This is a genomic window from Mesorhizobium sp., assembly GCF_017306585.1.
Classification (GTDB): Bacteria; Pseudomonadota; Alphaproteobacteria; order Rhizobiales; family Rhizobiaceae; genus Mesorhizobium.
In genome coordinates this window covers 18,228-35,301 of record NZ_JAFKIC010000130.1, presented here as the reverse complement: position 1 = coordinate 35,301, position 17,074 = coordinate 18,228, and the positions used below count along the sequence as shown (strand labels likewise).

The window sequence follows — 17,074 nt, the reverse complement described above, 5'->3', positions numbered from 1 at the left end:
CCCTTCCGGATAGGCGAACCCCTGCCAGCCCTATGCGGCGAAACGATGTCGCCGCCTAAAGCGCATCGCGTCGAAACGGCTTCATGCAACGCGCTCTAGGCTTTGTTTTCATGCATGTCGTTGTCTCAAAACCGGGACCACTTTTGAGCGCCATGCATTATTGGATGGTGTCGACCGCGTTGGTCGACGAACCGAAGTCGCCCAGGGTGCGGAACGACAGGTTGAAGCCGATGCTCTTCGTCACCTCCCTGGTATTCAGGTCACGCGACTGCGAGTAGGTCATCAGATAGGTGAAACAGGAATCGCTGTAGGCGAAACCCACCCCGTCCTTGACCAGCAGGCTCTCCTGCAGGTCATAGGTTCCCGTCCCGAACACGCGCCAGTTCTCGGCGAGATGCGTCGACGCACCGAGCGTGACCTCGTGACGGTCGGTCGTGAAACCGTAGAGCGGCTGCGCCTGGATGAAGGCGTATTTGGCGCTCAACGACACCGGCAGGCCGGAATAGGCGGCCTTGAACTCGGCACGACGAACCTCGAAAGTCTGTTCGTCGAACCGGCCGCTGACCGAGGCCGCGAAACCGTTCGGGCTGTTGATGCCAAACAGGCCGACATAGTCGGACTTGGTGGTCTGAAGACCCGAATAGGCGCCTACATTCACCAGGTCCGGCGCGGCGAACGAGTTCTCGCCACCAATCTGGTAGGACTGGCCGAAAATCGCGTTGGTACCCCAACCGTTGATGTAGGAGCCGGAATAGCGCAGGCCGACATTGGCGCGCGAGCCACCCTCGATGCGGTCATAGCCGGAGAACTTGTCGCGCTCGAACAGCGTGGTCGCGTCGAAAACCATGCTTTGGGCGTCTTCGTTCGGGATCGAAAGGCCGCCGACATATTGCTCGTTCGGCCGCAGGAACACCTGCGCCATCGGTTCGATGACGTGGCTCGATCCGCTGGCGAGCGAGAACAGCACTGGCCAGCGCATCTCGAGGCCGGCCGTTGCCATGTAGCGGGCAAACGACGAACGCATGTCGGCCTGCTGCCCCAGATTCGTCGCCATCTGGTTGACGGCGATAAGCGATCCGGATGAAGCATCAACGTAGTCGGTGTCGCCCTGCAGCGCCAGCAACGGCGTGACAACCAGCCCGTCATCGGTGACGAACGTCCGCTTCCACTCGGCCTCCGCGGTCAGACGGCTGGATTCGCCCGCCAGACCGCGCACGCGTTGCACGTCCGGACTAGGAACGTAAGGAATGTTGAACGTCTCATCCAGATCGTCGCGACGGATGACGCGCGCGTTGACATTGAGCGAGAGCTGGCCGCCGGCGACCGACACGTCGGGGATGTAGGCGTAGTCGAGCGACGGCAGCACCCAGGGCTGCTGGCCGCTGCGGGCGGCGGGATTGCCGTTGGGCGTGTCTTCCTGCACCTCGAAGTGCATGGCGCGCACGTCGAAATAGTTCCGGTCGTTGAGGCCTGTCAGGTAGATCGCCGACTGATGGACGGCGTCATTGTATTTGTCGATCTTGTAGGTGGCCGAAAAGTCCTTGTCGGTCTGCAGCAACACGTCCCAGCCGAAATTCCAGCGTTCGTTGATCGCGAACTGTCCCTGCGTACCCATCATGCCGCGGAACCTGTTCGGGTCGCCGGCGGGGCCCGAATCGACGTTGTGACCTCCGGTGGTGGGGAACGCGGTGGTGTCGATGAAGGCGTCGGGGTTCTGCTGCTGAATACCGGCGATCTTCAAAGTGTATTCGCCATTGTTGAAGCGCTGGCGCCACTCGGCTTCTCCGAGGAAGCCCTGTTTGGTGTAGCCGCTTCCCGTCACCGTCAGGTCATATGTGGGCGAAAGGGCAAAATAATAGGGAATCTTGACGTTGTATCCCAGATGGCTGTTGTAGCCCATGCTGGGGATCAGGAAGCCGCTCTTGCGCTTCACCGTCGGGTCGGCGATCTCGAAAGCCGGCAGATAGGCGAGCGGGAAGCCGAAGAATTCGAAATTCGCATTCTCAAAGCGAACCGTCTTCTTCTCGCCGTTCCAGATGATCTTCCGCGCCTTGACGCGCCAGGTCGGCGCCTTATCCGGCTTGTCCTCGCACGGTTCGCAGGCGGTATAGACGCCATTGTGGAAGGTGGTCAGCACCCCACCCATGCGCTCGGCGCTTTCCGCGGCGAAATAGGCCTTGTCGATGGTCTCGACACGCAGCGCGTTGACGAAACCGTCGGCGAAATCGTCGGTGATGTCGATGTGATCCGAATTGATCTTGGTGCCGTCGCTATTGACGATCTCGACATTGCCGCTGGCAACCATGCGCTTGGTGTTGCGGTCGTACACGACCTTCTGGGCAACGAGGCGGTTGCCGCCGTAGTCGATCTGCACGCCGCCGACGGCGGTCACCGTCTGGTTGTCGTTGTTGTATTCGAGCGTGTCGGCCGCCAGCAGCATCTGCGAGTTGGACGGCACCTTGGTGGCCATATCGCCGACATCCTGCGCGAACGCCGGCAATGGAACGGCATATGCAAGCAGGCACGCCAAGGCGCTCGCCGCATAAAGGCGCGCCAAATTGGCCTGCCTGCTGCTTGGCAAAACCGCCTCCCTCACTAGCCGTCTTCCTTGTATAGCAGGAAAGTCACCCCGAAGAACATAGCTACCACGACCGGCACCCAGGCGGCTATAGCAGTCGGCACAAACCCTGCCACGCCAAATGCCTTCACCAGCACCGAAACGACATAAAGCAGAAAGCCGGCAACGACGCCACCCAGAATCATCGTTGCCGATTGTCCCATCCTCGCAAATCGCATTGAAACTGTTGCCGCAATCAGCGTCATGGCGACGAGCAGGAACGGCAACGCCACCAGCGAATCAAACTGCATGGCAAAGGCATTTGCCTTGAGCCCGAACGAACGGGCAACCTCGATTTTCGCCGGCAGGTCGTAGAAGGGAATGGTTTCCGGCCGTGCCAGCCGCTCCTGTACGAATTCGGGCTTCAGATTGGTCGGCACGCGATCGTTCTCGGCGGGTTCGATGGTGCCGTTCCTGAAGGTCTTTACATCCTGCAATTCCCAATAGCCGTCGCGCAGGTAAGCCCGCGCCGCGTCCTTGCGCTCGACGATGTTGCCTTGCTGGTCGAGGACGAAAAAAACGGCGTCGGCCATCTCCAGGCCCTGGTTGAGGATGGCCCGCGCGCCGATGATGGTGTCGCCCGAACTGGTCTTCTGCCGAATCCACGGGGCGGCGTCGGCCGAAACCGTGTTCGATTTGCCGGAGCGCAGCTGGGTCTCGATCTGCTCGGACCAGGAAAAGGCATGCGCGGCGAGGGGATTGATGAGCCCGACCGACACGATGCCGAACAGCAAGGCGCCGATGCAGCACGGCAACAAGAATTGCCAGGCCGAAACGCCGGCGGATCGCGCGATGACCAGCTCGTAGCGGCGGTTGAGCGAAACCAGTGTCGCCATCGCCGAGAACAGGCCCACAAATGGCACCGTCTGCAGCATGATCATCGGCATGCGAAGGCCCGAAATGGCCATCGCCGTGCCGTAGGTGAAGCCGGGCAGGCCGGTGGTGCGGCCGGAGAGTTCGGTGAAATCGATCAGGAACACCAGCGCCAGCAGGCCCAGGAAGAACCAGATCGTGATCGTCACATAGCGGAAGAAGAAGTAACGGCCCAGCGTCCAGCCCATCAGCCGACCCCTTGACCTGATGTGCCGCGCCTGGAGAAGCGAAGCTTCAACGCGTTCCAGCCGTCGCCTATGCGGCCGGCCAGGTTCGTCATCCAGTCCGCCCAGGCTACCGGCAGTTCCATGGTCCGGTTCGACACGATGAACCAGATCGCTACGGCGGACGCCACGATGGGTACGCCATAGACCATATAGGCATATTGCGGGACTTCGTCGGCCTTGCTTGCGGCAAAGAAACCCAGCCATCGCACGAACAGCGATATGGCTATGGCGGTGATCAGCGGATTGACGCGCGCCTCGCGGTGCGATCGCGCGTCGCCGGCAACGGCAAGCGCGATCAGGGCGAAGACCATCGAGTACGTCCACTCCGTGAACCGTTGATCGACCTCGGCCCGGTACTCCTGGGGATTCTGCTGGTAATTCTTGTCGTTGGGGCTCGGATTGAGCAGGTACTGGGTTGTCTGGTCCTTCGGCAACAGCGTTACCTGGTTGGCTGCCGACATGAAGGCGGACATGTCGAAGGCATAGGAGGTGAACCGGATGACCGAGAGGTCGCCGGTCACCGTTTTGCGGTGAATGACGCCGTCATTCATCATCAACACCTTCTCGCCGTCGCGCTCGATGATGCTGCCGGTCTTTGCATAATAGACGAGGTTGACGCCTTCCTCGCGCGAATCGGCGACGAAAATACCGCCCAGCCGGTTGTCCGGGAGCCGTTCGCCGATCTGCAGGAACAGTCCGTCCTCGATCTTGCGGAAGGTGCCCTCCTGGATGATCAGGGACAAAAGATCGGCGCGTGATTCCGCCACCAGCGCGCGGTTCTTCTGGCGCGCGTAAGGGTCGATGCCGTTGTCCACGGCGAAGGAAAAGACGCTTGCCGCCAGCGCCAGGAGCATGATCGGCCGCACGATGGTCCACCGCGAGGCGCCCGAGGCGTTGACGACGGCGAGTTCGGAATCCGAATTCATCACGCTGAGTGTCTGGGCGACAGCCACCACCAGCGCGAAAGGCACCACGATCGGAATGATCGAAGGCAAAATTAGCGCGGCGACCTCGAAAAAGGTCAGTGAGGACTGCCCACTGTCGGTGACCAGATCGATCTTGGCCAGCACCTGTGTCGTCCACACGATGGCCAGCGTCCAGACCAGCGCCGCCAGGAAGACCACGAAGGCGCGGCGCATGATGTAGCGTTCAACGACCTTCATGAAGGCTTTACTCGATTTTCTCGAACGGCATCATGCCACCACACTTAGGGTAGCTGTCCGGCGACGCCCGCACAACTGGCTCCGGTTGACTTCGTCACACAGGCGATCCGGTTCCCGTCCCACATCGCTTGCCGCAATGGACCGGAGTGTCGGCGGGAATGGATAAGAAAGGGCGAACATCGATGGTTAACAACAGGTTGCGGCATGAAGCGGGGCCGTGCCGCGACGAATCGCCATCGATTCCACACGTCATATGGGTAGTCATTTAGGCAAAGTCTTGCCAAATGCCGGAAAACGACCAAATGTCGCGGATCGCCTCAAATCGCTTCGCGCCACGTCGCACAATCCCCGAAAGCAGGACATGATGAGCCCGAGACCGTCGATAACCTTTGCAAAATTCGCTGCCCCTCAGACGGCGGCGAACAGGAAGGGCACGGTGTTCGTGCTGTCGGCGGAAGACGGCGGCCTGAGCGAAAATGCACGGGCCTACGACCCGGGCAAGACGCTGGAGCGGGCATTCCCGGTGGCCGAGTTCACCGGCAAGTTCGCCGGTGTCGTCGAGGTTCTGGCGCCGGAAGGAACGGCGCTCGACAGGCTGGTCGCGGTTGGCGCCGGCAAGGCCTCGGGGCTTGATGAATATGCTTGGTTGAAACTTGGCGGCACGATTGCTGCATCCCTGCGCAAGGCAAGCGAGGTGGCCGTGGAACTCGACCTGGCCGGGGCTTCGGTCGACGGGAAGGCCGCCGCCAGCCTTGCCGCCGGCATTCTCCTGCGCAGCTATTCCTTCGACAAGTACAAGACCAGGAAGGACAAGGATGACGCAAAGGCGGACCCGAAGAAGCCGGTCAAGATAACCATCCACACCGCCGACCCGACCGGCGCAAGGAAAGCCTTCACGGATGCCGAGGCGGTGGTCGACGGCGTGATTCTGGCGCGCGACCTCGTCAACGAGCCGGCAAATGTACTGGGACCGGTCGAGTTCGCCGCCCGCGCCGGGGAACTCGAGGCGCTCGGCGTCAAGGTCGAGATCCTGACCGAGAAGGAAATGAAGAAACTCGGCATGGGTTCGCTGCTCGGCGTCGCCCAGGGCTCGCCTCGTGGCGCCCGCATGGCCGTCATGCAGTGGAACGGCGGCAAACCGAAGGATGCGCCCGTAGCCTTCGTCGGCAAGGGCGTCACGTTTGACACGGGCGGCAATTCGATGAAGCCGGCGTCGGGCATGGAGGACATGAAGGGTGACATGGGTGGCGCGGCTGCGGTGACCGGCCTCATGCACACTTTGGCGGCGCGCAAGGCGAAAGCCAATGTCGTCGGCATCATCGGCCTTGTCGAAAACGCCGTCGACGGCCACGCACAACGCCCGGGCGACATCGTCACCTCCATGTCGGGGCAGACCATCGAAGTGCTCAACACCGACGCCGAGGGCCGTCTCGTGCTGGCCGACGCGCTTTGGTATTGCAACGACCGCTTTCAGCCGAAATTCATGGTCAACCTGGCGACGCTGACCGGCGCCATCATGGTCGCGCTGGGACTGCACTATGCCGGCCTGTTCTCCAACAATGACGAACTGGCGCAAAGGCTGACCGAGGCGGGGCAATCGACGCAGGAACGGCTGTGGCGCATGCCGCTCGGCGCCGAATACGACAAGCTGATCGATTCCAAGAATGCCGACATGAAGAACATAGGTGGCCGCTATGGCGGCGCCATCATCGCCGCGCAGTTCCTGCAGCGCTTCGTCAAGGACACGCCCTGGGCGCATCTCGACATCGCCGGCACGGCGATGGCTTCGCCGTCGAACGAGATCAACCAGTCATGGGGTTCCGGTTTCGGGGTGCGGCTGCTCGACAGGCTGGTGCGCGATCACTACGAGGGCTGATCCCGATCCATGGCCGATGTGCTGTTCTACCACCTGACCGAATCGACGCTGGAGGAGGCGTTGCCGGGACTGCTCGAGCGCAGCGTCGATCGCGGCTGGCGCGCGGTGGTGCAGACCGGCACCGAGGAACGCCGCGACGCGCTCGACCAGCATTTGTGGACTTTTCGCGACGATTCCTTTCTGGCGCACGCCACCGACCGCGAACCCTATCCCGCCGACCAGCCGATCCTGCTGACCACCGGCGACGGCAATCCCAACGAGGCGAGGATAAGGTTCCTGGTCGACGGCGCCGTGCCGCCCGAGCTCAGCGGTTACGAGCGTGCCGTGTTCCTGTTCGACGGCCATGACGCGGCCCAGGTCGACGCGGCGCGGGCGCATTGGAAAACGGTGAAGGACGCCGGTCATGCGGTGACCTACTGGCAGCAGACACCTGACCGCCGCTGGGAGCGAAAAGCTTAGAGGCTGCCAGGTCTTTTGCCGTAGCCGAATTCGAGAAGACATTCGAACTCCCCCGGCATATTGCTGGAGCAATGGGGATGTCTGCGGCGCCGCGTCAAGGCAGGCTTGCGAACGATGATTACAAGGTAACGGTCTGAATGCGCTCTCTGTTTGTCCTGATCCTGCTGGCTGGCACCGGCATCAGCTTCATCTACCCCTGGGCGATGACCAACTTTTCCGGCCGTGAGATCGGCACCTGGCGGGTCTACGAACAGGGTCGCTTCAAGCCGCTGACCGTGTCGCTGAAGAGCAGCGATGCGCCGGTGCGGGTCCTGGTCGACCTGACCGCGAGGGCCGAACGCATCGTTTCGCAGCAGCGCACCGTGTTGACGCTGACCGCCGCGACCAGCGGCCGCACGGTGCTCGCCTCGACGCTGCAGTTCAACCACGTCGACAATCCGCGCCAGGCCAGCCCGCAACTACCCGACAAGATTTTTCGCGACGACGCCGGCGTGATCGCGACGGTCAATTCTGGTCCCTACATTTTCACCGCCGGCCCCGGTGACGCTGACGATATTCCGATGCGGGCGGTCGACCTCGTGCTGCGCTCCGGTGTCGGCGAGGCCGACAGCCGTGCGCGGCCGGTCGGCTTTTCGATGATGGCGGTCGGCCTGATCGGCTTTCTGCTGTCCCGACGTTCCGGTGGCGGCCGGCCGGAAAATCCGAACTCGCAGCCGCCACCGCCACGCTGGGGCAGGGGAGCCAAGTGAACTACCGTCACGCCTATCACGCCGGCAATTTCGCCGATGTCGTCAAGCATGTCGTGCTGACGCGCCTGCTCGAATATCTGAAGCAGAAGGACAAGGCGTTTCGCGTCATCGATACCCATGCCGGTATCGGCCGCTACGATCTGTCGTCGGTCGAGGCGCAGAAGACCGGCGAGTGGCAAAGCGGCATCGGCAAGCTGATCGGCGCGCCGCTTGACGCCGGAGCGGCGGCATTGCTGGCGCAGTATCTGGAAACGGTGCGCTCGCTCAATCGCGAAGGTGGGGTGAGGAAATATCCGGGCTCGCCGCTCCTTGCCCGCAACCTTCTGCGCAAGCAGGACAGGCTGTCGGCGATAGAACTGCATCCAAAGGATGCCGCGAAATTGAAGGCGGAGTTTGCCGGCGATTTTCAGACCAGGGTGATGGAGCTTGACGGCTGGCTGGCGCTTGGCGCCCATCTGCCGCCCAAGGAAAAACGCGGTCTGGTGCTCATCGATCCGCCATTCGAGGAGGAGGGCGAGTTCAGCCGCCTCGTCGATGGGTTGGTCAAGGCGCACAAGCGCTGGCCCGGAGGTATCTACGCGCTGTGGTATCCGATCAAGGACCGCAAGGCCGTGATCGCATTCAGGAAGGCGCTGAAGCAGTCCGGCATCCCGAAACTCCTCGACATAGAATTCGAGATCAGGCCGGCCTCTACCGAACCCAGCCTTGATGGTACCGGCATGGTGGTGGTCAACCCGCCCTTCACGCTGGAAAGCGAATTGCGGACCGTCCTGCCGGCGCTGCACAACATGCTCGCCGTGCAGAAGCCGGCGCACTGGTCGCTGGAATGGCTGGCCGGCGAGCAGGCTTGAGGACTGCCCCCAAGGCAATTCTCATGGCGATCGGCGCTTCGACGCATTTATTTTATCGCTTTGTCAGGATATTCCTGACTGTCAGGGCTGTCCTGACAAATGGAGCTTGCCGTGACCCGATCGACTCAAACTGCGGAAATCCCGCTGCGCTCGCCCGCCAACGAGGCGCGGCCGGTTCATTGTTCCTTTTGCCTCAAGCCTCAGTCCGAGTTGAAGGCGTTGATCGCCGGACCGGGCCTCGTCTTCAATTTGCGACGAATGCGTCGGCCTGTGTACCGAGATCCTGTCCGGACGCATGCCCGACATGTCGCGATTTGGTTCTCTGGACAATCAACCTACGGACAGGTTGCTCGACATGCTCGGCCCCACGGATGAGACGATCCAGGGCAAGGGCACGTATCTGCAATTGCTGGTCGACACATTGCGCTCGCGAAAAGTCAGCTGGGCCAGGATCGGCGATCAACTGGGGGTTTCACGCCAGTCCGCCTGGGAACGGTTTTCCTAGGCGGCCGCCGGTACGTCCCGGCGGAAACCATTGTTCGTGCTGCCGCTTGACCGGACGTCAGCGAATCCGCAGAGTGCGCGCAATCGACCTTTGAGAGGCTGCCATGACTCGCTTCGCCAAATCCGCCCTTGCTGCCCTGATTTCGCTCTGCACTCCCCTTGCGGCGCCTTTCGGCGTCACGCAGACGGTTCACGCGGCCGACCTCGGCGTCTACTCGGAAGACGACGGTAGCGTTTGCGGCGAGTCGTGGGTGCTGAGCAGGATCACCGACAGGTTCTCCTATCAGGTCCATCATGTGCCGCATCTGCCGGACGTCGGCATCACCGATTTTCATAACATCCGCCAGCACCGTTATCAGCAGGCCAGCGAGGAATGGCCGATCGGCCGTCATTACTGCCGGGCAACCGTCCGCCTGTCGGATGGACGCGACCGTTCGATCTTCTATCTGATCGAGGAAGGTCAGGGCTTTGCCTCGATAGGTGACAATGTCGAGTTCTGCGTCTCTGGCTTCGATCGCTGGATGGTCTACAACGGCCGTTGCCGCGTGCTGCGTTGAGGATTCTCTCAACCTGATCTGGCTAATCTGGAATGGACATCCGTTCCAGTTTCATGATGGTGCGTTCGATCCAGTCAATCACCGTCGCGATGCGCGCGAGGTGGCGAAGGTCGGGATGTGTCATCAACCAGATTTCACGTTCGGGCAATCGACCGCCGTCGACTGCAATGCGAGCCAGGCCTGATACGTGATCGGCGACGATGCAGGGTAGCAGTGAAATGCCAAGCCCTGCATGCACGGCCTGCAACAAGCCTTCTGCATCATTGACGGCGATAGCCGAGCGGTCGCCGTTCTGTTGCATCGCCCTGTCGATCCAGCGGGCATGCGGGAGGTGCCGCATGCCCTCCTCGTAGGTCAGCCAGGGGAGGTCTGTCGCCCGACCTTTGTGCTGCTTTCGCGCATAGGCTGCATAGGTGATCGTGCCGATGCGTTTGGCCAGCACATGGCTCGCGGTTTCGTCGCCAGGCCGCGCTAGGCGAAGCGCGATGTCGGCCTCGCGCCGCGACAGGCTGAGGTCGCGGGATTCCGCCACCAGTTCCAGCCGCAAGCCCGGATGATCCGCGATCAACTCGTGCGCCGCCGGAATGAAAACCCTGTTGATCAGGATCGGCACCGCCGTCACGCGCACCGTGCCATTGGCGGAACCGCTGGCGTCCTGCACAGCCGCCGAGAGGCCGCCGATCTCGGCCTCTATGGTCTCGGCGCGTTTGGTCACAAGTTCACCAGCTTGGTTCGGCCGCATTTCGCCTTGTGGCCCTCGCTCGAACAGCCGGACGGCGAGGGCTGTCTCGATGGCATGCAGGCGGCGCGCCACCGTGGTCGGGTCGATCCCCAGTCGCCGGCCCGCGGCGGCATATGATCTCTCCCGTGCAAGGGCGAGGACATAGCGAAGATCGTTCCAATCGGGAGCATGCATTTATGCAGGATACGCCTGCAAAAACTCGGGGTGAAGCCGCAAAGATACTGGTTATCATATTAACCCAAAGGGAGATGAGACATGCTTTTCGCAGTTCTGTTCGAGGACAATGTCGAGCTCGCGCACGACGCGCGCCGCCGACACATGTTGGCGCATCTCGATTTTCTGGAAAGCAACAGCCTGGCAATCGGAGCCGCCGGTCCACTGTCCGATGAAGGCGGCATCCCGGCCGGCGGCCTGTGGCTGGTGGAGGCACCCGGGCGTGAGCAGGTCGAGCGTCTCGTGCGGGCGGATCCTTTCTGGCCCACGGGATTGCGCAGTGCGGTGCGGGTGCTCGCCTGGACACAGGTCTTTGCGGATGGCGCCCGTCGCATGGTGCAGGGCTAGGGATGTCTTTCGATCCACCCGACCTGCTTCGTCTGCTGCTGGCCGGACTCTCGGATCGGGAATTCCTGGTCCTGCTGGCAGCGGCGTTCATTGCCGGCCTTGCACGCGGATTTTCAGGTTTCGGCGCAGCCCTGATCTTTGTGCCAGTGGCGAGCGCCGTCATTGGTCCGAAGCTAGCCGCCCCACTGCTTCTTGTCATTGATGCGGTCGCGGCACTCGGGCTCCTTCCGAACGCGTGGCAACGATCCGACAGGCGAGGGGTGGGCACGATGGCCATCGGCGCGTTCGTCGGCATTCCGCTAGGCACCGCGGTGCTCGCGCTCGCCGATCCTCTCGCGGTTCGCTGGATCATCGTCGTCGTCGTTGCCGCTCTCTTGCTTCTTCTGGCTTCCGGTTGGCGTTACAACGGTCAACCATCCTCATTTCTCACGGTAGCAGTCGGGGCCATATCCGGTATCTTCACCGGAGCCGCTCAGATCGGGGGACCACCGGTGGTCGCCTATTGGCTTGGTGGCACCATCCCAAGGGCGATCGTGCGCGCCAACATCCTGCTCTACTTCGCCATCTCCAGCGTGCTGACCGGAGCAAGCTATCTTGTCGGCGGCCTGCTGACGCGGGTCGTTATTGTCCTCTCGCTATCGGCGGGACCGCTCTACGGACTGGGACTGTATTTCGGATCCCGCCTTTTTGGTTGTGCGAACGAGACCACGTTCCGATGGGCATGCTTTGTTCTGATCGCCGCTGCTGGGTTGTTCAGCCTGCCGGTTCTTGATTCCTTGATCCGCTGAAGCGCATCGGACCAGGCCGCTATCGCGGCGCCATGGTTAGCCTGCGGTTCCGCAGGCGCTTTTCCGCGCGGTGTTGACAGGAGCCATGATCCATCGCATAGATGTAGACAGACCTGTCTCACCACTTGGTGCTTATGATGACGCCGTCCTCTCCTTTCGACAAGCGTCAGCATGTCGTCGAAACGGCCTACGCGCTTTTCAAGCGCGCCGGCTTCCATGCCACCGGCATCGACCGGATCATCGCCGAGGCCGATGTGGCCAAGATGACCATGTATCGTCATTTCCCGAGCAAGGACGAACTGATCGTCGAGGTGCTGGAGTATCGCGCCAGGCGTTTTGAGCGCCAACTCGACCAACTCGCTCAGGAGAGCTTGGCGCCTGAGCGGAAGATCGCCAGGATCTTTGACTGGCATCAACGCTGGTTCCGCAGCCCTGATTTTCACGGCTGCCTCTTCGCCCATGCGCTGGCAGAATTCGGCGATCCCCGGCATCCGGTATTCAAGGCTGTCGCCAGGCAGAAGAATGGCCTGAGGCAGCGCATGCAGGCGATCCTCGTTGAGATGATGCCGCGCGGGCGGGCCGAGAGTGTCTCGGCGACATTGCTGATGCTGATCGAGGGCGCGACCCTGATGGCGCAGATGGGTGAGGGGGATGCCGCCATCCGCGCCGCCCGCAAAGCGGCCCTGGACATCATCGCCGCCTCGCGCGGGCCGCAATGAGCCCGCTGGTCGTCGGGCTCGCGCTCTTCGCCGCGATCCTGCACGCGAGCTGGAACGCCTTCCTGCGGACCGGCGCCGACAGGTTATGGACCGTCACCGTCATGAGTTTCTCCAGCACGGCGCTGGCTGTTCCTCTTGCCATACTCAATGGCTTCCCCGCCACGCCGGCCTGGCCCTATGTCGGGCTCTCGGCCTGCCTGCAAGTCGGCTACAGCCTGTTCCTCGTGGCCGCCTACAGATATGGCGAACTGGGGCAGGTCTATCCGATCGTTCGCGGCAGCGTGCCGCTGCTGGTGACACTGGGCGGTTTCCTTCTGGCTGGCCAGCAACTCACCGTTCTGGAGACGGTGGGTGTTGCTCTGGTCGGCGGCGGCATCATGGGTCTTTCGCTTGGACGGGGGCGAGCCGCCATGACATCCATTCTCTATGCGCTGGCAACGGGCGCAATCATTGCCGCCTATGCGACGGTCGATGCGATCGGGGTTCGCGCGGCGGGCAATGTCGGCGCCTACACCGCCTGGGTCCTGCTGGCCTATGGCGCATTGCTGCCGGCGACTTTCGTCGCCAGCCGCGGCCGGCTCGATGTCGATCTACGGGCGCCGGAAACCTGGAAGGCGCTTGGCGGCGGCCTGTTCGCGCTTCTAGCCTATGGCGTTGTCGTGGCGGCTTTCGCGCTTGGCCCTGCCGGTCCCATCACCGCGATCCGCGAGACGAGCGTCGTCTTCGCGGCCTTCATCGGCCGCCTGTTTCTCGGCGAGACGCTGACGCCACGGCGGGTCGGCGCCTGCGCCATCGTCGCGTTCGGCGCCATTTGCCTCGGTTACCAACCATGACGATAGCCCACGCACCCGCCAATACGCATGGCGCCACGGTCGACAATGCTTTGCTCGCCATACTCGCGGTTGCCGCGGGACTGACCGTCGCCAATAACTACTACAACCAGGCGATGCTCGGCCTGCTGGCGCATCAGTTCACTTTGTCGCCCGGCGCGGTGTCGGTCCTGCCCGTCATGACGCAACTGGGCAATGTCGTCGGCATTCTGTTCCTGGCGCCGCTCGGCGACCGGCTCGAGCGGCGTTCGCTCATCCTGGGGACGATGGCGGCGGTGGTCCTCGCGTTGATTGCTGCCGCCCTGGCGCCTGGTTTTGTCTGGCTGGTCATCGCCGGTATCGGCATTGGTCTGTTCGCCACCGTCACGCAGCAGATCGTGCCTCTGGCCGTGCATCTGGCCGCACCGCACGAGCGCGGCCGTGTGCTTGGCATCGTCACGGGCGGCATCCTCATCGGCATCCTGCTCGCCCGCACCGTCAGCGGCATCATCTGCGACATGTGGGGATGGCAGGCCGTCTTCTGGGTTGCCGCCGGGTTGATGCTTGTCACCGGCATGGCGCTCGCGTGGCGTCTGCCGCGCGTCGAGCCGGTCACCGATCTAAGTTATGCCAGGTTGCTCGGTTCACTGTGGACGCTGGTGCGCACGCATCGTGTGCTGCGGAAGGCGATTATCGTGCAGGCGTTGATCTTCGCCGCCTTCATCGGCTTCTGGTCGACGCTTGCCCTGGCGTTCGACGCCGCTCCCTATCATTTCGGCGCCACCGCCGTGGGCCTGATGGCGCTGGTCGGCGCCGCCGGCGCGCTTGCGGCCCCGCTCGCCGGCCGCTTCGCGGACCGGCGCGGGCCTGATGTCATCGTCTCGATCGGCGCCGGCCTTGTGGTTGCCGCCTTCGCCATTCTTGGCCTGTGTCAGGGATCGCTCGCGGCGATGATTGTCGGCGTGCTGATCCTCGACCTTGCGGTGCAATCCTCGCAGGTCGCCAACCAGGCCCGCATCCATGCGCTCGATCCGGCGGCCCGCAGTCGCCTGAACACCATCTTCATGGCGGCGATGATTCTCGGCGGCGCCTGCGGCTCGGGCCTTGCCGGGCTCGCCTATTCGGCGTGGGGATGGAGCGGCACCTGCCTGTTCGGCGCCGTGGTTGCCATTCTTGCGCTGTTGTCGTCGCGAAGGCGCTGACGCTACCGCGATCGGCGACGGGCAAACCAGCTATCCTGAAAGCCCGGGAGCTATTTCGCGCGCCGCATTGCCTGGGGCTGATCGATGATCTTGCGAAGAAAAGCGATGTGGCCGCGAAAGGCGCGCCGTCCGATCGTTGTCGCCTTGATCCGGGTCCGCGGTCGGCGGTCGACGAAAAGTTTTTCGACATCGACATAGCCGGCCTGAGCCAGCGTATCGATGTGTGCTCCGAGGTTTCCGTCGGTCGTTTCGACCATGGCCTTCAACTGGGTGAAATCCAGCGCCTCCCGCCTTTCCAGCGTGTTGAGGATGGCCATGATCCTGAGCCGCGTGCTTTGGTGGATGATGTCGTCGGCGCTCATCAAGGGCTTCCAATGTCGCAAGGCCTGGTGCTGCAAGCCAAGCAGTGCCTATCCAGCACAGAATACTCTGTGGCACAGAGCTATCTGTCAATTGACGATCAGGTGATGGTCGTGCTTGACAAGGTGATCCTGGGTTGTTCGTCGCATCACTTGCATGATCTGCGTGCGCCTCTCGGCTTGCAAAAGATCATTGCGACGACGAAGTGGATTCTGACGATGTTGATGATCTCGGATCACGCGCCGTGCTGCGGGCTAGTCTTCGAAGCTGCGCGGTTCGCTCGCATCGGGAATGTCGCTGTCAAATTGCTGGCTGCATCGGAAGATCAAAAGCGGATTTTTGCGATGATGAGTGCGATCATGTGCCGATCGCAACCAAAATTTAAGCTGAGAAAATCATACCATTGCTTCGCTGGCTAGCGAGCCGCGAGTCAGATATGCATTGCGCGCCGAGGTCATTCACGGCCATCGGCATAACGTGAAGGGGCATGACATGGCTAAGCAGTCATCTAAAGCGCCGGCAGCCAAGACACAGACACCGGCAAAGAAAGCACCCGCAAAAGCAGTGGCGGCGAAGGCCGCAACGGCAGTGAAGAAAGCAGCGCCCGCGAAGGCAGCCGCAAAGCCTGCGGCGAAGGCTGCACCGGCCAAGAAGCCGGCGGTGGCCAAGGCCGTAGCGAAGCCGGCAGCCAAGAAGGCTGCGCCCGCGAAGGCAGCGGCCAAGCCCGCAGCAAAGGCGGCACCTGCCAAGAAGCCGGCAGTTGCCAAGGCTGCGGCGAAGCCGGCGGCCAAGAAGGCAGCGCCTGCCAAGGCTGCAGCGAAGCCTGCTGCGAAGCCGGCCGCGAAGGCCGCGGCAAAGCCGGCCGCCAAGGCTGCGGCAGCCGCGACAAAGCCTGCCGTGAAGAAGGCCGCCGCGCCGAAGGCCAAGGCGCCCGCGAAGGCCCCGGCCAAGAAGTAGGCCAGCTCGTTGGGGCGTCACGTGGTCCCAAGGGGCTCGGCAAGGACGCTCTGACGTTCTGGATCAAACGTCTTCGGCGACGGGATTCAGTCCTGGCGCTGAACGTCGGGGAAGGGATCGAAGGCAAGCAAAGCGAGGCGCCGGTCGGCTGCCTCGCTCGCCTCGTCGCTTGTTCTTCGACATGATTGGCGGCGACCCGGTGCAAAGCCTTGCCCGGAAGGCTTGGTTGCGGCTTGTGCCGCATCGGCCTGTCGCTTGCTTGTGTTTCCGAGCGTAGCAGTCTGTAGGCTTGTCGTGACGTCTGGAACGGAAACCGTGACGGTTTCTGGACGCTATCTTTTTGCACTGTGGCGGTTGATCGTAGTTGCCCGTCCGGTCAACATTGGGCCTCGCGAACAGGAAACCGATCATGCCGAAGCTGCTCTACGCATCCACGTCTCCCTATAGCTCGAAGGTGCGGATGGCGGCGATCTATGCCGGGATCGCGATCGAGCAGGTACCGGTCAAGACCGAGGACAGACCGGCGGAACTGATCGATGCCAATCCGCTGGGCAAGATCCCGGTGCTGGTGTTGGATGATGGCCGTTCGGTTCACGATAGCCGCGCCATCACCCAGCACCTCAACCGGCTTTCCAGGAACGTTCTGTTTCCGCGCAATCCAGACAAGCGTCTGGAGGCGGAGGTTCTCGAGTCGCTGGCCGACGGTATCTGCGATTGCGCGCTGTCGATGGTCTATGAGCGCCGCACCCGGCCTGAAGAGATGGTCTATCAGCCTTGGCTCGATCGCCAGTGGGCGAAGATCACCACGGCGCTGGATCTGCTCAACGCCAATCCGCCGAAGCTGCCGAAGAAGATTACCGCTGGCCAGATGGCACTGCGCGCCTGTCTCGGCTATCTGGCGCTTCGTTTTGGCGGCCAGTGGGAGAAAGGCCGCAGCCGGCTGGTGCGCTGGGCCGCCCGCTTCGACGAGAAGTTCCCGCAACTGAAGGGATGCGTTCCCACCTGAGACCTGTCGGACCCCCGCCTGAGATCTATCGGACCATCGGCCGACCATGCGGTC

At 62.5% G+C, this 17,074-nt stretch carries 20 protein-coding genes; 15 read left to right on the top strand and 5 right to left on the bottom strand.

The features are described from left to right. Window positions 1-157: 157 nt before the first annotated feature. The 3 genes from J0I79_RS12560 to lptF are packed head-to-tail and all read right to left on the bottom strand — an operon-like array spanning window position 158 to window position 4,880. On the bottom strand, window positions 158-2,596 hold the full coding sequence (locus J0I79_RS12560; RefSeq protein WP_292858478.1) for an LPS-assembly protein LptD: 2,439 nt from the start codon (window positions 2,594-2,596) through the stop codon (window positions 158-160). Next, window positions 2,596-3,681 (bottom strand): LPS export ABC transporter permease LptG, encoded by a 1,086-nt coding sequence (lptG, locus tag J0I79_RS12555; protein WP_292858513.1) that lies wholly within the window; start codon window positions 3,679-3,681, stop codon window positions 2,596-2,598. Before lptG ends, J0I79_RS12560 begins: the two co-directional genes overlap by 1 nt. Beyond that, the gene (gene lptF / locus J0I79_RS12550) at window positions 3,678-4,880 is read right to left on the bottom strand and encodes an LPS export ABC transporter permease LptF (protein WP_292858475.1); all 1,203 of its coding nucleotides are present in this window, start codon (window positions 4,878-4,880) and stop codon (window positions 3,678-3,680) included. The genes lptG and lptF overlap by 4 nt, the downstream gene beginning before the upstream one ends. Window positions 4,881-5,244: 364 nt before the next feature. Here lptF and J0I79_RS12545 point away from each other — a divergent pair, with 364 nt between their 5' ends. The 7 genes from J0I79_RS12545 to J0I79_RS12520 all read left to right on the top strand — a co-directional run bounded on the left by J0I79_RS12545 (window position 5,245) and on the right by J0I79_RS12520 (window position 9,876). Further along, a complete protein-coding gene (locus tag J0I79_RS12545; protein ID WP_292858472.1) occupies window positions 5,245-6,756 on the top strand; it encodes a leucyl aminopeptidase in 1,512 nt (503 codons plus the stop codon). A gap of 9 nt (window positions 6,757-6,765) precedes the next feature. Continuing rightward, window positions 6,766-7,215 carry a DNA polymerase III subunit chi gene (locus tag J0I79_RS12540; RefSeq protein ID WP_292858469.1) on the top strand — a complete coding sequence of 150 codons (450 nt, stop codon included), beginning with the start codon at window positions 6,766-6,768 and terminating at the stop codon, window positions 7,213-7,215. Window positions 7,216-7,352: 137 nt separating this feature from the next. After that, the gene (locus tag J0I79_RS12535) at window positions 7,353-7,964 is read left to right on the top strand and encodes a hypothetical protein (RefSeq protein ID WP_292858466.1); all 612 of its coding nucleotides are present in this window, start codon (window positions 7,353-7,355) and stop codon (window positions 7,962-7,964) included. Then, entirely contained in the window at window positions 7,961-8,815 is an 855-nt protein-coding gene (locus J0I79_RS12530; protein ID WP_292858463.1) for a 23S rRNA (adenine(2030)-N(6))-methyltransferase RlmJ, read from the top strand. Before J0I79_RS12535 ends, J0I79_RS12530 begins: the two co-directional genes overlap by 4 nt. Before the next feature lie 99 nt (window positions 8,816-8,914). Then, window positions 8,915-9,190 carry a ClpX C4-type zinc finger protein gene (locus tag J0I79_RS35115; RefSeq protein WP_366014318.1) on the top strand — a complete coding sequence of 92 codons (276 nt, stop codon included), beginning with the start codon at window positions 8,915-8,917 and terminating at the stop codon, window positions 9,188-9,190. Continuing rightward, window positions 9,171-9,320: a hypothetical protein gene (locus J0I79_RS12525; RefSeq protein WP_292858460.1), complete on the top strand. Its 150-nt coding sequence runs from the start codon at window positions 9,171-9,173 to the stop codon at window positions 9,318-9,320. The genes J0I79_RS35115 and J0I79_RS12525 overlap by 20 nt, the downstream gene beginning before the upstream one ends. A 103-nt stretch (window positions 9,321-9,423) precedes the next feature. Further along, the gene (locus J0I79_RS12520; protein ID WP_292858458.1) at window positions 9,424-9,876 is read left to right on the top strand and encodes a hypothetical protein; all 453 of its coding nucleotides are present in this window, start codon (window positions 9,424-9,426) and stop codon (window positions 9,874-9,876) included. Window positions 9,877-9,898: 22 nt separating this feature from the next. Here J0I79_RS12520 and J0I79_RS12515 read toward each other — a convergent pair whose 3' ends face one another. After that, a complete protein-coding gene (locus J0I79_RS12515) occupies window positions 9,899-10,792 on the bottom strand; it encodes a LysR family transcriptional regulator (protein WP_292858455.1) in 894 nt (297 codons plus the stop codon). 81 nt (window positions 10,793-10,873) lie between these two features. Between J0I79_RS12515 and J0I79_RS12510 the strand changes: the two genes are divergently transcribed. The 5 genes from J0I79_RS12510 to J0I79_RS12490 all read left to right on the top strand — a co-directional run bounded on the left by J0I79_RS12510 (window position 10,874) and on the right by J0I79_RS12490 (window position 14,697). After that, complete coding sequence (locus tag J0I79_RS12510; RefSeq protein ID WP_292858452.1) at window positions 10,874-11,179, top strand: YciI family protein; 306 nt, start codon at window positions 10,874-10,876, stop codon at window positions 11,177-11,179. Window positions 11,180-11,181: 2 nt separating this feature from the next. Then, entirely contained in the window at window positions 11,182-11,967 is a 786-nt protein-coding gene (locus J0I79_RS12505) for a sulfite exporter TauE/SafE family protein (protein WP_292858449.1), read from the top strand. 137 nt (window positions 11,968-12,104) lie between these two features. Continuing rightward, complete coding sequence (locus J0I79_RS12500; RefSeq protein WP_292858446.1) at window positions 12,105-12,686, top strand: TetR/AcrR family transcriptional regulator; 582 nt, start codon at window positions 12,105-12,107, stop codon at window positions 12,684-12,686. Next, a complete protein-coding gene (locus J0I79_RS12495; RefSeq protein ID WP_292858443.1) occupies window positions 12,683-13,519 on the top strand; it encodes a DMT family transporter in 837 nt (278 codons plus the stop codon). Before J0I79_RS12500 ends, J0I79_RS12495 begins: the two co-directional genes overlap by 4 nt. Then, entirely contained in the window at window positions 13,516-14,697 is a 1,182-nt protein-coding gene (locus J0I79_RS12490) for an MFS transporter (protein WP_292858440.1), read from the top strand. Before J0I79_RS12495 ends, J0I79_RS12490 begins: the two co-directional genes overlap by 4 nt. Before the next feature lie 50 nt (window positions 14,698-14,747). Here the strand turns inward: J0I79_RS12490 and J0I79_RS12485 are convergent, their stop codons facing one another. Then, entirely contained in the window at window positions 14,748-15,059 is a 312-nt protein-coding gene (locus J0I79_RS12485; protein ID WP_292858437.1) for a transcriptional regulator, read from the bottom strand. 12 nt (window positions 15,060-15,071) lie between these two features. On the opposite strand from J0I79_RS12485, the gene J0I79_RS12480 reads away from it, so the two are divergent. From J0I79_RS12480 to J0I79_RS12470, 3 genes are all read left to right on the top strand, one after another. After that, window positions 15,072-15,476 (top strand): hypothetical protein, encoded by a 405-nt coding sequence (locus J0I79_RS12480; protein WP_292858434.1) that lies wholly within the window; start codon window positions 15,072-15,074, stop codon window positions 15,474-15,476. Between the two features lie 22 nt (window positions 15,477-15,498). Then, entirely contained in the window at window positions 15,499-16,014 is a 516-nt protein-coding gene (locus J0I79_RS12475; RefSeq protein WP_292858431.1) for a hypothetical protein, read from the top strand. Between the two features lie 409 nt (window positions 16,015-16,423). Then, a complete protein-coding gene (locus J0I79_RS12470; RefSeq protein ID WP_292858428.1) occupies window positions 16,424-17,020 on the top strand; it encodes a glutathione S-transferase in 597 nt (198 codons plus the stop codon). Window positions 17,021-17,074 lie beyond the last annotated feature (54 nt).

What these genes read in the sequence shown, in the direction of transcription:
- J0I79_RS12540 (WP_292858469.1), top strand. Translation starts at nt 6,766, where the DNA reads ATGGCCGATGTGCTGTTCTACCACCTGACCGAATCGACGCTGGAGGAG.
- J0I79_RS12490 (WP_292858440.1), top strand. Translation starts at nt 13,516, where the DNA reads ATGACGATAGCCCACGCACCCGCCAATACGCATGGCGCCACGGTCGAC.
- lptF (WP_292858475.1), bottom strand. Translation starts at nt 4,880, where the DNA reads ATGAAGGTCGTTGAACGCTACATCATGCGCCGCGCCTTCGTGGTCTTC.
- J0I79_RS12500 (WP_292858446.1), top strand. Translation starts at nt 12,105, where the DNA reads ATGACGCCGTCCTCTCCTTTCGACAAGCGTCAGCATGTCGTCGAAACG.
- J0I79_RS12485 (WP_292858437.1), bottom strand. Translation starts at nt 15,059, where the DNA reads ATGAGCGCCGACGACATCATCCACCAAAGCACGCGGCTCAGGATCATG.
- J0I79_RS12520 (WP_292858458.1), top strand. Translation starts at nt 9,424, where the DNA reads ATGACTCGCTTCGCCAAATCCGCCCTTGCTGCCCTGATTTCGCTCTGC.
- J0I79_RS12510 (WP_292858452.1), top strand. Translation starts at nt 10,874, where the DNA reads ATGCTTTTCGCAGTTCTGTTCGAGGACAATGTCGAGCTCGCGCACGAC.
- J0I79_RS12515 (WP_292858455.1), bottom strand. Translation starts at nt 10,792, where the DNA reads ATGCATGCTCCCGATTGGAACGATCTTCGCTATGTCCTCGCCCTTGCA.
- J0I79_RS12505 (WP_292858449.1), top strand. Translation starts at nt 11,182, where the DNA reads ATGTCTTTCGATCCACCCGACCTGCTTCGTCTGCTGCTGGCCGGACTC.
- J0I79_RS12545 (WP_292858472.1), top strand. Translation starts at nt 5,245, where the DNA reads ATGAGCCCGAGACCGTCGATAACCTTTGCAAAATTCGCTGCCCCTCAG.
- J0I79_RS12470 (WP_292858428.1), top strand. Translation starts at nt 16,424, where the DNA reads ATGCCGAAGCTGCTCTACGCATCCACGTCTCCCTATAGCTCGAAGGTG.
- J0I79_RS35115 (WP_366014318.1), top strand. Translation starts at nt 8,915, where the DNA reads ATGGAGCTTGCCGTGACCCGATCGACTCAAACTGCGGAAATCCCGCTG.
- J0I79_RS12495 (WP_292858443.1), top strand. Translation starts at nt 12,683, where the DNA reads ATGAGCCCGCTGGTCGTCGGGCTCGCGCTCTTCGCCGCGATCCTGCAC.
- J0I79_RS12535 (WP_292858466.1), top strand. Translation starts at nt 7,353, where the DNA reads ATGCGCTCTCTGTTTGTCCTGATCCTGCTGGCTGGCACCGGCATCAGC.
- J0I79_RS12480 (WP_292858434.1), top strand. Translation starts at nt 15,072, where the DNA reads ATGTCGCAAGGCCTGGTGCTGCAAGCCAAGCAGTGCCTATCCAGCACA.
- J0I79_RS12525 (WP_292858460.1), top strand. Translation starts at nt 9,171, where the DNA reads ATGCTCGGCCCCACGGATGAGACGATCCAGGGCAAGGGCACGTATCTG.